16 protein-coding genes are annotated in these 14381 nt (G+C 32.9%); 1 reads left to right on the forward strand and 15 read right to left on the reverse strand.

Annotation, left to right across the window (positions count from 1 at the left end):
* Window positions 1-17 precede the first annotated feature (17 nt).
* From BLP68_RS01745 to BLP68_RS01775, 7 genes are all read right to left on the reverse strand, one after another.
* Window positions 18-1343, reverse strand: a complete 1326-nt coding sequence (locus BLP68_RS01745; RefSeq protein WP_091539303.1) for a DUF512 domain-containing protein — start codon at window positions 1341-1343, stop codon at window positions 18-20.
* Window positions 1344-1450: 107 nt separating this feature from the next.
* Window positions 1451-1912, reverse strand: coding sequence for a DUF3189 family protein (locus BLP68_RS01750; protein WP_091539304.1), 462 nt, complete (start codon window positions 1910-1912; stop codon window positions 1451-1453).
* Window positions 1896-2246, reverse strand: coding sequence for a hypothetical protein (locus BLP68_RS01755; RefSeq protein ID WP_091539305.1), 351 nt, complete (start codon window positions 2244-2246; stop codon window positions 1896-1898). Before BLP68_RS01755 ends, BLP68_RS01750 begins: the two co-directional genes overlap by 17 nt.
* A gap of 8 nt (window positions 2247-2254) precedes the next feature.
* Window positions 2255-2449 (reverse strand): capping complex subunit for YIEGIA, encoded by a 195-nt coding sequence (locus BLP68_RS01760; protein ID WP_091539306.1) that lies wholly within the window; start codon window positions 2447-2449, stop codon window positions 2255-2257.
* Window positions 2450-2451: 2 nt separating this feature from the next.
* Window positions 2452-3372, reverse strand: a complete 921-nt coding sequence (locus BLP68_RS01765) for a YIEGIA family protein (RefSeq protein WP_091539309.1) — start codon at window positions 3370-3372, stop codon at window positions 2452-2454.
* A 17-nt stretch (window positions 3373-3389) separates the two neighbouring features.
* A complete protein-coding gene (spoIIP, locus tag BLP68_RS01770) occupies window positions 3390-4535 on the reverse strand; it encodes a stage II sporulation protein P (protein ID WP_242876884.1) in 1146 nt (381 codons plus the stop codon).
* Window positions 4525-5268 (reverse strand): DUF1614 domain-containing protein, encoded by a 744-nt coding sequence (locus BLP68_RS01775; RefSeq protein WP_091539315.1) that lies wholly within the window; start codon window positions 5266-5268, stop codon window positions 4525-4527. The genes spoIIP and BLP68_RS01775 overlap by 11 nt, the downstream gene beginning before the upstream one ends.
* A 400-nt stretch (window positions 5269-5668) precedes the next feature.
* On the opposite strand from BLP68_RS01775, the gene BLP68_RS01780 reads away from it, so the two are divergent.
* The gene (locus BLP68_RS01780; RefSeq protein WP_091539317.1) at window positions 5669-6541 is read left to right on the forward strand and encodes a hypothetical protein; all 873 of its coding nucleotides are present in this window, start codon (window positions 5669-5671) and stop codon (window positions 6539-6541) included.
* 116 nt (window positions 6542-6657) lie between these two features.
* Here the strand turns inward: BLP68_RS01780 and BLP68_RS01785 are convergent, their stop codons facing one another.
* The 8 genes from BLP68_RS01785 to sigE form a co-directional block, all read right to left on the reverse strand.
* Entirely contained in the window at window positions 6658-7944 is a 1287-nt protein-coding gene (locus BLP68_RS01785; RefSeq protein WP_091539319.1) for a S41 family peptidase, read from the reverse strand.
* 132 nt (window positions 7945-8076) lie between these two features.
* Window positions 8077-9843 (reverse strand): two-component system histidine kinase PnpS, encoded by a 1767-nt coding sequence (gene pnpS, locus BLP68_RS01790; protein ID WP_091539321.1) that lies wholly within the window; start codon window positions 9841-9843, stop codon window positions 8077-8079.
* An 8-nt stretch (window positions 9844-9851) separates the two neighbouring features.
* On the reverse strand, window positions 9852-10541 hold the full coding sequence (locus BLP68_RS01795) for a response regulator (RefSeq protein WP_091539323.1): 690 nt from the start codon (window positions 10539-10541) through the stop codon (window positions 9852-9854).
* 15 nt (window positions 10542-10556) lie between these two features.
* Window positions 10557-11393 (reverse strand): peptidoglycan editing factor PgeF, encoded by an 837-nt coding sequence (gene pgeF / locus BLP68_RS01800; RefSeq protein WP_242876885.1) that lies wholly within the window; start codon window positions 11391-11393, stop codon window positions 10557-10559.
* Window positions 11394-11638: 245 nt separating this feature from the next.
* On the reverse strand, window positions 11639-12106 hold the full coding sequence (nrdR, locus tag BLP68_RS01805) for a transcriptional regulator NrdR (protein WP_091539326.1): 468 nt from the start codon (window positions 12104-12106) through the stop codon (window positions 11639-11641).
* Between the two features lie 92 nt (window positions 12107-12198).
* The gene (locus BLP68_RS01810; protein ID WP_091539329.1) at window positions 12199-12525 is read right to left on the reverse strand and encodes a YlmC/YmxH family sporulation protein; all 327 of its coding nucleotides are present in this window, start codon (window positions 12523-12525) and stop codon (window positions 12199-12201) included.
* Between the two features lie 166 nt (window positions 12526-12691).
* A complete protein-coding gene (sigG, locus tag BLP68_RS01815) occupies window positions 12692-13465 on the reverse strand; it encodes an RNA polymerase sporulation sigma factor SigG (RefSeq protein WP_091539331.1) in 774 nt (257 codons plus the stop codon).
* Between the two features lie 162 nt (window positions 13466-13627).
* A complete protein-coding gene (gene sigE / locus BLP68_RS01820; RefSeq protein WP_091539333.1) occupies window positions 13628-14362 on the reverse strand; it encodes an RNA polymerase sporulation sigma factor SigE in 735 nt (244 codons plus the stop codon).
* Window positions 14363-14381 lie beyond the last annotated feature (19 nt).

Raw genomic sequence — 14381 nt, forward strand, 5'->3', positions numbered from 1 at the left:
TATATCACCTCAGTTTATTATTCCAAATCTAATATTGTATTTAAAAACTTATTTCCATCTACAGGAGAAACTTTTACAGAGGATTTCGTTAATCCTTCAAGTTCTTCAACAGTCATATCATCCAAGAATACCTTTTCTCCTGATTTCAGCATGTTTTCTCCAATGACAATCATATCCCCCAATTTTGTTTTGCTTAAGGTAGCTAAGATGTCTTTGCCAGTAAGAAGTCCACTTACAGAAACATGTCCGCCAAAAAAATCATTTGAAACGCATACAACATCAATTTCGATATCCTTTATTACCTTAACTATTTCTCCACATATATCCTTCATAAATTCACATGCTAAGGTTCCTGATACTATTGAAACTCTTTTGCCCTTCATGTTATGATTAGGTTTTTTCTTTAAAGCCTTTCTTACCTCTTCCCTAAACTTAACAACCATTCCTACTCCATTTTCAAGCTGCTGAAATCCATCATAGCTATCATAGGATGGGAAATTGGCTTTTGCAAGTATGTAAAATTCATCTGATAAATATACAAAGTTTCTTTTGAATTTTTTGTGAAAGTATCTTTGCCATTTTGTAACCTGTTCAATAGTCTCAAGAGCCATTTCTTTATTAAATGGTTTTATTTCTGTTAAAGCCTCTCTGTATCTAGTTAATCCTACTGGCACAACAGCAACACTGCCGATGGATTCATGGAGACCCTCCAGATCCCTTAATGTTTTATCTAATTCTTCTTTATCATTAATATTAGGACAAAGTACTATCTGACAATTCATTTCTATTTGATTTTCAGCAAGCTGATTTAATAGCTCCATTATGTTATCCGAAAAACGATTATTTAGCATTTTTCTTCTTAGTTCACCATTGGTAGTATGTACTGAGATATTGATTGGGCTAATACGATATTTTATAATTCTTTCTATATCACGTTTCTTCATATTTGTTAATGTAATATAGTTTCCATGTAAAAATGATAATCGTGAATCGTCATCCTTAAAGTAGAGGCTTTGACGCATATTTGGTGGTAGTTGATCAATAAAACAGAAAATACATTTGTTTTGACAGCTGCGCATATGGGTTAATATTGGATTTTCAAAATCTATACCTAAATCTTCATCAAAGCTTTTTTCAACTTCCAATAGCCATTGTTCACCATCAGGCTTTTCTATTTCAATTTCCAAATACTCATCAGCTATAAAAAACTTATATTCAATTATATCCTCTATAGTCTGTCCATTTATACTAATGAGTACATCTCCCTTTTCTACTCCAAGCTCTTCTGCTATACTACCTACCTCAACATGATTAATTATATTTTTACCTTGAGCTTCCTTCAAAAAAACACCTACTTCATATTTTTATTTATAAAAATATTTTAACATACCTAGTAAAATATTACATCATGTAATAATATCATTTAGCTTTAGAAGCAGTCAAGAACTTGTTATGGATCAATTACTGCTTTAACATTTTTAACCAAATCTACAAAAAGCATATAGTTTTTCTGTATACCATAGGCAGTAATAGGTTTGCCAATGGCTATAATATTTATTTTTTTTGAAATGAAGCCACCAATCCTTACTGGCAAGTTTATTAGGGCAATGGAATTTACAACTAAAACCTCTTTTATACTATATCTATTATGGTGGTATACATAATCGTAAACCAACTGAGTTAGCTCTCTTCGGGCAGACCCCATACCAACAACATAAATATCATGGTTATCCTTATCCTTACCCATATAAATAGGAATTCCTATACATTTAGAAGAAGTATAATCATAATAGGGAATAGCCATTATTTCCCTAACTTTTGGTACCCTTTTGGTGGGGAGTAATCCTAAGTGAATACCCGCTGCCACTATTGATGTATGGGCACCACCATAGCAGCTATAAATTATTTTCATGTCTCCACTCCACCACTCTCATTTCAATATCCTTTTTAATATTATTCTTATACAGACGATAGAATAAACCATCGTACTTGCTTAAGTCATTAATAATTGAATTTTCATTAAAAATATAACCCATTCCATTTAAAATATTCATTAAAGTTTCCTTTTTACTTGATGGATATTTTATCAGATAGACCTCATCAAGCTTTCTATCACTACCCATATAATAAAGCTTATATGGCTTGAGCTTCTTTTCAGTTATTTGATTATAATCCATTTCTAAATGAAGATATGCAGCCAAAAGAGCTGCATAATCATTTTTTTTGTAAGAATAGAAATACTTCATTTCATCACCTAGTGCCTAACTATAATATATGTTCCAATTTCCAAGTCATGTACCATTCCTCTAGTTGTTTTTGCTATTAAAAGGGCTACTCTTTCCCTTTGTTCTTCATTCTCGGCATAAAAAATAGGAGCAGAGGAGCTACTGACGATATCCTTATTTATTGTAACTATTGCCACTATATTCTCTTTAATTCCAATATCCATAATTACTTCTCCCTATTCTTATGGTTTCCAGCAGCATCAACTGGTTTTCTTTTTGAAGATTCCAGCACAGGTGATCTTTTTACTACCTCAACTAGAGCTTCTGCATCAGATTCCATTGTAATCAATGCCATTACAATATTTCCATTTTCAGGATTTCTTCTAGCTATGGGTGTAAAATCTGGTTCATCCAAATCTTTTCTTATTCCCAGCTGTGTAGCTGCATTATGCTGTATCGATTGTCTTTGTCCTATGTTCCCTAGTATAGCAACAGCATAGGGATTTTTAGGTATTATTTCAACAGCAATACCAACATCCTGGAAAATTTTTCGTGATTCTTTAAGACCAATATTCATAACAGGTACACCTGCAATAGTTAACAATGGTCCTTCAAAGGTAATTTCTGCTACTCTTACATCTGCAATATCATCAATTGCTCCACCCTTAAGCATTTGAGTAAGATAAAATATAACGATGGCTCCAAATACTACTCCTATAACTATTTGTACACTCCAATGAAGTTTAAAATATATAGCAATGTACACGCCAATAGAACTACCTATAGCTGTTAAAATAGCCATGTAATTTCTTGCTTCAAAGGTTTTGGCTATATCCTCTATGTAAGCTGTCCCCCTTGGGACCAGCTCGGTTACTTCTATATTATCAAGACTCTGCCTTTCCATATTTCTTACATCTCTAAACTGTTGAGCTGCTAAAGCTAAAAAGGTTACTGCAACAAATTCTTTCTCAGCTATAGATGGAATTGCTACAGCCCCCAAGGCTGCAGCAATAATACCTAATGTAAAGTGTGACAAATAAGCCTGTGGATAAGTTGGATATTGCCTGTAATCCACCTTCATCATTAAAACTCTAGCTAGTGTCCCCATAATCAGAGACGTAACAATCGAAATAAAATACTTATCCAATATTCATCTCCACCTAACTATTTCTTTTTTCTTCTACCTAGGAAGCTATTGAATTCGTCCTTAAAGTTAGAAACTTTAGAACGCCACTCCTTTCCACCACTACTTAAGAATAGAAAGGCTATTCCCCCTCCACCTATAATTGCCAATAGCGCAGCTATACCTGTACCAGAGCCAGCATTGCTCTCTTTTTGTGGTTTAACTTCTTCCTTTTCACCATCCTTTTGATCTGTAAAGGTTCCACCATATAAAGCAGTAGTCAATGCTTCAGATAGAAATTCTGTTGATTTTTCAGCTCTTTCTCGGGTATGCTCATAGGTACCCATTTCCACCAGCATAGCATTTGGAGTTAAGTCTTGATTATAACCTCCCTGGGCATAAAAAATGTCTTTAATTAGCTCAGGATGCATTTTATCTGCAACGGACTTAATCTTCCAAGCCATTTCTTCATTAGCTTTGAAATTTTGATTATTTCTTCCTATTACAAGCCTTACCTTTGAAGCAGGCTCACCATTTAGTTCCGTTAAATAGGCCTCAGCTGGTGTAGCATCTCGATGTACATCTATTAAGGTATTAATTCCATTATCCCTCATTAGTTGGACTGCTGTTCTTCTGGATCTTTTATAAGCTCCTGAATCATGGGGTACATGACTGGTATTATCAAAAATCGCCTCTACACCATGTCCCTCAAAGCTTTCCTTAAGACTTTCTGCAACCTTTAGAATTCCCCCACCATCCTCAATACTCTCACTGCCGTCAGTAGGAGTATAAGATTCTGCTGTATGGGTACAATAAATTCCGACCCTACGATCTTCATCTTGCACGAGGAAATTCTCCAATCCTATATTGTTTCTTAAAGCAAAAACAATACTCTCAAAGGCCAGTTCATCAATCTCTGGTAATGTAATATCTTCTATGAATTCTGCATAAGCAATTTTACTGGAGGTGTTTACCCTAACTACCTTATACATTTTATTGTCTCCACTTAAATACTGGTCGCCCCTTGTAACGTCCCTAGCTGTTTCAAATAATCTATCACCACTTTTTACATCATAAACCCTATAGTAGCCACCATAATCATCATACCAATCATCACTATAGGAAAACTGAAGAGACATTACTATAAAGGTTAAACATAGTAGGCAAATGACTTTTTTATTTATCATTCTCATCATCTCCTATTCTATTATTTTGGCTATCTTTCTCTTTTTTGTTTTCTGGTGCCTTATCTTCTTTTTGTCCCAAAGTACTTACAAAATGACCCTTCTCAAAGTGCATATTCTTTTTTTCTGTTCCACCTTGAAGCTTTTCCCTTGTTTCACCAACAATTTCTGCAATCAAAACTGCAACAATACCTGCTATTACTGTTGTATCAGCCCCTCCAGCCCCTCCAAATCTAGTTGGTGATGGAATATTATTAATTGTATTAAGGACAAGCTGAATTACATCACTAATAATTACACCGCCAATGCCAGCAATAAAGGCCGCTCTTCTAGATCTTCCTATTAAGTAGGCTGTTAAGCCTGCTAAAACTGGATATACATAGTTTGGATCAATCAATTGAGCTTCAGGCTCTGCTGGCAAAACATACCTTTGTACTGCATAAATAACTGCACCAGCAACTATTGCTGCAATTATTGCCCTCATACGTTCCTTTGTTGTTTCTGCCTTAACAAATAAATAAATTACAAGGCCTAAAGGTATCAAAAATCCAGCAACGTTAACAGATATCCTCTCTGTTATATCTATATCTGGGATAAATATTGTAGATAAGACAATGGCAATAATAATTACTATAGCAGCTTTATCGTTTAGACGTAAACGATCTAATACTCTTTCAGCCAAACCCATAAATATCAATACTGTAACTCCTATAAGCAAAATCATTCCTATGGACATTATTTTTTCCTCCTTATTTAAACCTTAGGTTGATTTTAGGTTTCCCTCATGAGGATTAAAGTATACGAAGGAAGTTAAGAGTTGAGAGTTGCAAGAACAAACTTGAAATAAGAATAAGCTACAAAGAAGGGAATTAAATTGGTACTTTAGTATCAAATATGGTATTTTTCTACATTTATGTAAATATTTAATTGACTATGTCCATTTAAGATATATAATAGAGTTATAAAGATATATTTAGAATTTTCAAAATATTTCGTTAAATATTCAGTCAGCTAATTAATTCATTTAGTTTTAATATTATATTAGTACAGTTGGAGGTGATATATAAGATTAGGACTTATTATGATTGACTATATGTCTTTTAGGTGCTTTTAAAAATTTGAAGGGATGTGTTTTTATGAAATTCAAAAGAAAAAAGACAGCTTTAGTCCTATCTATAATAATGGTTATCCTGTTATTGCCAATGGAAGCTAGTGCCTTTAACCAAAAAGAGTCTAATGCACTATTACCTCAAGAAGATTATACTTATGGTGAGAATATGTTTATCACTGAAACCCGCTCATCTCCACCAGATATGTATATTGGAACTCCATATCAGGAGTCATCCATGGATGGATTTGTTGAATATACAGACAATGATGGCAGTAGATACATGATGAGAGTTAGACATATTAAGCTACAGCAAATTGATGTTGGGCCTATTGTGAATTCCACCCATGTTATTTCTGTTCCCAGAGGAATGACCTATTCAACCAGCGAGACAAAGACTATTCAGAAAAGCTATACCTCCTCATGGAATGTGGGAGCCAACTTTGGCATTAATCTAATAAAATGGTTAGACATAAAGGTAAATACTCAATATACATCTACCAACAGCGAAACCACCACCTTTGCCGTGCAACAGGGACAATCCTATACCTTCCCATCTGGTGTTGATCCATCCTATAATATTGCCCATTTTTATATTGGATTTGTGCATGATAAATATGAAGTAGTTGCAGACATAGTTAGACGTGTAACAAAGCAAGTTTCAACCGAAGTATATGGTATTGAAATAGATGACGAGCCTAGAGCTACAGCAACAGTATATCTTGCTGATGGCAGAGTCATTTACATGAGAGCAGAATTAATTCCACTTAGAATTATAGATAATTATTATATAGAATATATTACTGAATATGATTATGAAAACATGGAAACAGAATATGGAACATTGTTATCTCCAAAGCCAATCACATATCTTCTTTTAAATAATCTCGCAGCTAAATAAATTAACTAAAGAGATATAGACAGTAAAGGGAGTTAGTGTCCAACCCTAACTCCCTTCTTATATTAAGGACTAATCAATAAAATATGTTATATCTATGTAATAGAATTTATGTGAGTTTAATTGATTACACTTTCTATTCCTTCCAGTTCCAGTACTTTTTGTATACATTGGTCATATTTAAAAGATTCGTGCTTTTTAGAAAACTCAACTTCATAATGGGGTGTTGTTTTATGCTCTTCATTAACAGTACCGTCACTGGTTGTTGAAAGATCCACTGGAAATCTAACAAGATAACCACTATTTGGCAACATTTCTATCCATGGGTCATGACCAATTCCATCTCCCCCTGTTCTTTCACCAATTAAGGTAGCAAAATCTACACCTTTGGCGAATACAGCAAAGGCTTCAGAGGCTGAATATACCCATCTATCAATTAATAGATAAATGTTCCCATGAAATCTAATTGACTCTTCATTGGGTTTAACATTATAAACATAACAGTAATAATTATTAAAAGAATCATAAACCTCAGGCGGTAGCATTGAAAATTTATTTTTATCTAAATCCTCTACTTTCTGCAGATGGATTTCTTCATGTCCTACCCAATTGTCTACTAGCTTGCTTGAAATTTCTCCTTCCCTATAAAAGGTATAGGTTTCAAAGGAATATTCTTTATCTATAATTAGAGGAAGCATAAAATCACTCCAGTACTGATTATTTCCACCACTATTACCTCTAATATCAATAACCAATGCTTGATAATCTTTCACTTCTTTTAAATAATTACTTATTAGTTTTTCGTCCTTTTCTCTTTGGTGGTTTTGAATCATTTTAGGTATATAAATATACCCTACCATCCCTTCAATAATATCACCAACTTCTGCGTTTTCAATAGGTTCACTTATAACTTCCTCTGTGTTTTCATTATTAAACTCTTTCAAGCTTAAGGTTTCTAGCCCATAACGTTTTAATGCAACTCCATCATTTAAAGAGTCAAAAATTATTTTATACCAGGAATTTTTATAATGTTCATCATTTAATACATGATAATATATATCTCTACAAAATATTACAAAAGATTGATCTAATATATGTGTATGTCCATTATTCAAATCTCTTAAAATTTCCTCTAACACATTGTGAAATTCAAAATCCGTGTTTGTAGCTAGTACCTTTTGCTTGTAGCGTTGGTAATTAGCTACCCAGTCAACACCATTCATTCTTTTATTTACTCCTAAAAAGGGATAATTTTCTTTAATTACCTTATATAGATACTCAAAGTCTTCTAATTTCTCTTCCATAGACAAATCTTCTAATACTTCAATTTCGTTTTCAGTTGTTTCAGTACACCCCATAAATGTAACTGCCAAGAGACAAATGATTATAATGATTTTAAATTTCATAACTGTCACCCCATTGTTAATAATTGGTTATTATATTATTTATTGTAACATTATTTTTTATAAAATTAAATGAACCCTAATTAATTTAGGGTTCATTCTCAATTCTTTTTACTCTAATTCTTATTTCTCAACTTAATTTATTTTTGTTGGAATAATAATTGTAAACTCTGTTCCTTTCCCTACCTCGCTATTTACCTTTATTCTTCCGTTGAAGGCTAAAACAATATGCTTTACAATTGCCAAGCCTAATCCTGTTCCAATTACCTTTTTACTCCTAGCCTTATCTACCCTATAGAACCGTTCAAATAATCTAGGCAGTTCATTTTTAGGTATTCCTAACCCAGAATCCTTTACGACTATGACCACATGATTATATTTTTGATAGGCATTAATCTGTACTCTTCCACCCTGTGGAGTATACTTAATAGCATTGTCCAATAGATTTATTAGCATCTGTTTAAACCAATCTCGGTTACCATAAATTATGGGAAGATTCCCCTCCACCTCAGTAATTATATCGATTTTCTTACCATCTGCTATTGGTCTCATTATCTCTGTAACCTCATTAATTGCTTCAGTGGTATAGGTTTCACTTCTTATGCTTTTTGTACTATTATTTTCTATCTCTGAAAGGGTCAAAATGTCATCTATTAGTCTAGTTAATCTTTCCGTCTCAATATCAATAATATCAAGGAAACGCATTTTAGTATCCTCATCTTCGATTGTGCCAGACTTCAAGGTTTCAACAAAACCACTTATTGATGTCAGTGGAGTTTTTAGCTCATGGGAAACATTGGCAACAAAGTCCGAACGCATTTTTTCCAATTTCCGCATTTCTGTTACATCTTCCAATAATGTTACAATACCTATTACTCTAGTTGGATCGTTTTCTAATTTAATCAAGTTCGTATATATTTTCAATATCCTTTCTTCTGGATCTTGTATATTAATTTCCATCTGGGTTTCTTGATGATTTTCAAAAATGTCCTTTATTCTATCTTCAAGAGTACTATTTCTTATTATTTCAATTATATGCTTACCCATTGCATCCTCTGCCTTTACTTCAAATAGCTTTTCAGCAGCTGGATTTATTAGTATTATATGATGCATATTATCTACAGCAATAATGGGGTTAATTATACTGGTTAATAGTGCTTTAAATTTAGTATTATTATCAGATAGTTTATCTATCATTGTCTTTAATCTATCTGCCATATTATTAAAATTATTAGCTAAAAGCCCGATTTCATCGTCAGAGCTGACATCCACTCTGCGTCTCAAATCTCCTTCAGCTATTTTTTTCGATACCTCCGTCATCTCATATATTGGTTCCATTATTTTTCGAATATATCTATAGGCCAATGTAAGTGATGCAAAGAAACCAAATAATATTGAAACGCCTATATAATTATATAGCTTTTGGTTAATTTCTTTAATTTGCTGCAGATTAACTGCAAGACGTATCACCTTTAGCTCTAAAGTATCAAAATCTACAGGCAAGGCTATGTAAAGCATTTCTTCATTTATTGTCGTACTATAACGAACGGCTTTACCTATTTCTCCTTCATATGCAGTTGTTATTTCGGGCCTATCATAGTGATTTTCAACACTATCAGGGTCTATTAAGGTATCTGCCAAGACTTCTCCCCTATAATCAATAAAGGTTATTCTTAAGTTAATCCGCTGACCATATTCAATTGCAATGGTCTGCAAATCTTCATGGGTTAACGAATCTCCTCTATCAATTACTACCCTTTCCAATAAACGAGCATTGGAAATTAACCTACTTTCCAATTCATCCATATAACTGGTTCGAATTAAAGTTAGGTTTAGAAATCCAGATAATAATATACCTAGAAGCATAATAATAAAGAACGCAATAAGAATTTTTCTTTGCATAAATCCCCCTATTTAATTTTGTAGCCTACACCTCTAATAGTTTCAATATAATCACCAGTCTCGTCGTCGCCTATTTTTTTTCTTAAATGTCTAATATGTACATCCACCGTTCGAGTTTCTCCAAAGTATTCATAGCCCCAAACTTCATCCAGCAATAAATTTCTGGACAATACTTTTCCTCTATTTTCAATTAGAATTCGTAATAATTCAAACTCCTTTAGGGTTAACTCTATCAAAATTCCTTTAACCCTAATCTCATGCTGCTCTATATTCATTTCTAAGTCCTTCACCTTCAGTAGCTTGCTTTTAGTTTGAGGTGCATCTTCTATTCTTCTTAATACTGCCTTAATTCTTGCTACTAATTCTCTTACACTAAAGGGCTTTGTAATATAGTCATCTGCTCCCAGCTCTAATCCTAGAATACGATCTGTCTCTTCTCCTCTAGCAGTTAACATTATTATTGGAATTTTTTCTAAACCTTCAAGTCTTCGAATTCTTTTACAAACTTCTAAACCATCAGTTCCGGGCAGCATTAAATCCAAAACTACTAAATCTACTTTTTGCTTAGTAAGGAAACTAATACATTCCTCTCCATCGTCACTGGTGTAGACCTCAAAACCGTTTTTCTCTAAATTAAACTTAATTAATTCAAGTATATGCTCCTCATCATCAACAACCAAAACCTTTCTTTGGCTCATTACTATACCTCCTAGCTATACTATTTCAATGATAGATGCCATTCGTCCTGTCAATGGACCTTCTTTTCTATGGGAGTAAAATAACTGTAGATTACAGCCTGTACATATTTTACTTACTAATATATTTCTATCTAATACCCCTATTTCCTTTAAGGCTAACCTATTGGCCTCCCATAGATCCAGCATATATTTCCCTTCACCCTTTGATATTACAAAGTTTTGGATATCTGTAAAATTTATGTTAAATTTTTCGATTACCTCCTCATTTACCTCATAGCAACAGCTTCCAATGGAAGGACCAATAGCTGTAATTACATTTTCTGGCTTAGTGCCATATATCTCCGTCATTTTAGCTATAGTTTTGTTGCCAATCTTTAGCATTGTTCCCCTCCAGCCTGCATGAGCTAGTCCTACTGCCTTAGCAACTGGATCGGCAAAAAAAAGTGGCACACAGTCTGCATAATAGCTCATCAGTGGTACACCCCTTTGATTTGTGACAAGTGCATCAATATTTTTAATATTGCTTGTTAGGTTCAGTTTGTCTGTAGTATCGTCTGTAGTATCGTCTGTAGTATCGTCTCTAGTAACCACTCTAACCTGATCCTTATGTACCTGATCAGATATTACAACATTATTAAAATTTACCCCTACAGCTTCACAAAATCGTTTAGTATTTTCCATTATATTATTAGGGTTGTCAGAGGTCTTTACTCCTAAATTCATGGAGGTATAGGTATTTGAACTGACGCCTCCTATTCTTGTACTAAATCCATGTTTAATAAAGCCCAGTTCTTCATATGCATTAAAACTGATATATTTAACATTATTTTTTTCTAGGATATTGTAGTTCAATCTATTCCCTCCAGTTTCATATCTTATATTTCGTTTTTTCGTGTAAGTTATTAGATTTATATACTCACCATAAGATTCTTCGCCAGCCTCAGAATGACTTTTAATTGTTATTTCTTAGTTCTTTAATTTCAATTTTCAATTTTTATTTTTAGTCTCTTATCTCTTTAGTTTTGTTATATTTTTTCCATTCAACATTCAACATTCAACATTCAACATTCAACATTTTATTTTTATGCTCTTACCTTTTAATTAATTTCAGACTTATCCTTTAATAGCTTTCTGAGCTCATCCATAAATGTATTTATATCTTTAAATTCACGATAAACAGAGGCGAATCTAACATATGCCACCTCATCTAAATCCTTTAACTTATCCATAACCAGTTGTCCAATTAGCTCTGTTGTTATCTCCTTCTCCATTGAGTTGTGAAGGAATTTTTCAATTTCATCAACTGTATGTTCAATTTGGCTTAAGGATATTGGCCGTTTTTCACATGCTCGTATAATACCATTTAATAGCTTATTACGATTAAAGGCTTCCCTATTACCGCTTTTTTTAACTATTATTAAAGGAATTTCCTCTACTTTTTCATAAGTAGTAAATCTTTTGCTACAGGATATACATTCTCTTCTTCTTCGAATAGCTTGTCCTTCCTCTGTCGGTCTTGAGTCAACCACCTTTGAATCCTGAAAAGTGCAAAATGGACAATTCATTATATCCCTCCATTTCTTTAATCCATATTATTGCTTTCATTATAATATACACATTATACCTTGTCTAATTCTTTTTATATCTATATCTATTGCTATAGAGTGTCATCATTCACTTTTTTTTGTATAAACTCAGGCTCTACTATCTTTTTCTTCTCATCTTCAATTATTCTATAGGGTTCTACACTGCTTTTCATTTCAATTAATATAACATCTTCGCCTATTTTTTTAATTTGATTCCAGCTAATTTCATAATCATGCTCCTTACCAAATATACCCATAAATTTCCCTTCACCTGGTATTATAATTGCATTAATCCTTCCCTTTAGCAAATCCACCTCTAGATCAACAATCATACCAATACGCTTACCGTCAGTTATATTTATAACTTCCTTTTGTGTTAATTCAGATGCCCTTAGCATTTTATCCCTCCTATTTTTTCACATGGTTATCCTTTGAACAATCATTAAACTTGTCTCTACCATACATATTTATCATTTTTAAATCAGTTTTATACCAAAAATAAAAAAGGAATTTGACCTCGTCAAATTCCCTCATTATTAATTATTCATTCTTCATTAAGTTTTTCTATATATATTTTTTCATATGTCTAAGGGCAGTTTTTTCAAGTCTAGAAACCTGTGCCTGAGAAATACCAATTTCGTCAGCCACCTCCATTTGAGTTCTACCTTCAAAAAATCTTAAAGATAATATTAGTTTTTCTCTGTCATTAAGCCGCCTCATAGCTTCACCTAAAGCAATGCTATCAATCCAGGTTTCATCTTCACTCTTTTCGTCACTTACCTGATCCATAACGAAAATTGCATCTCCGCTATCATGATAAATTGGTTCAAAAAGTGAAACTGGATCTTGTATAGCATCTAAAGCGAATACTATATCTTCTCTAGGAACATTTAGCTGCTCTGCAATTTCTGTTATGTTTGGTTCCTTTCCATTTTTATTTACCAGTTGATCTCTTATTTGAAGTGCCTTATATGCTGTATCTCTTAAGGATCTACTGACGCGAATAGAATTATTATCTCTCAAATATCTTCGTATCTCTCCTATTATCATGGGTACTGCATATGTAGAAAATCTTACATTCTGAGAAAGATCAAAATTGTCTATTGCCTTAATCAGCCCTATACACCCCACTTGAAACAAGTCATCTACGTGCTCTCCCCTATTATTAAAACGCTGAATAACACTTAAAACCAACCTTAGATTTCCCCTTATAAATTCTTCCCGAGCAGTAAAATCTCCTTGATTAATTCTGTCGAAGAGTTTTCTCATTTGCTGATTGGTTAATACTGGTAATTCCGATGTGTTAACTCCGCAAATTTCTACTTTGTTTATATGCATTGTTTTACTTCAGTCCTTTCAACTTGAATTACCCCTTTCTATATTTTAATTATTGACTGATGTAATATTTTTATACGATTACATATGCAGAAGAATAAAAAAGCAGTCAAAAAAATAAAGTATGCAATAAAAAAATCGCCTACTTATATAGACGACTCTTTCTTATACTAACCGATTAATTTCTTTTTTCAAACGAACTATAATACGTTTTTCTAGCCTAGAAATGTAAGATTGAGAAATTCCTAAAATATCTGCAACCTCTTTTTGTGTTCGTTCTTGCCCTGTAAAAAGACCAAATCGTAATTCCATTATCTTTTTTTCTCTCTTAGATAATTTATTTAAAGCTAGTTTGAGTAATTCTTTATCTACTTCCTCCTCTAAAAATCTATATATTATATCGTTTTCTGTACCTAAGATATCAGATAATAACAACTCATTTCCATCCCAATCAATATTTAAAGGTTCATCGAATGAAACCTCCATCCTGATCTTATTATTGCGCCTTAAATACATTAATATTTCATTTTCAATACATCTTGAGGCATATGTGGCAAGCTTAATATTTTTATCTGGATTAAAGGTATTAACAGCTTTTATTAACCCTATTGTACCAATTGATATAAGATCTTCAACTCCCACCCCTGTATTCTCAAACTTTCTTGCTATATAAACTACAAGTCTTAGATTACGTTCAATTAGTATTGTACGTACAGTACTTTCATCATCCTTAAGCTTTGATATTAAAAAGCTTTCTTCATCATTAGATAATGGGGGTGGTAAAGCTTCGCTACCGCCAATATAATAAATACCTTCATCGGTATAAATATTTAATCGCTTTATCACTTTTATAAAATAGTATCGTAGTATTAACCGGCTTTTTAATAATAGACTTTTCAATTTAGTAGACCTCCTGTGC

Source organism: Alkaliphilus peptidifermentans DSM 18978 (assembly GCF_900101495.1).
Classification (GTDB): domain Bacteria; phylum Bacillota; class Clostridia; order Peptostreptococcales; family Natronincolaceae; genus Alkaliphilus_C; species Alkaliphilus_C peptidifermentans.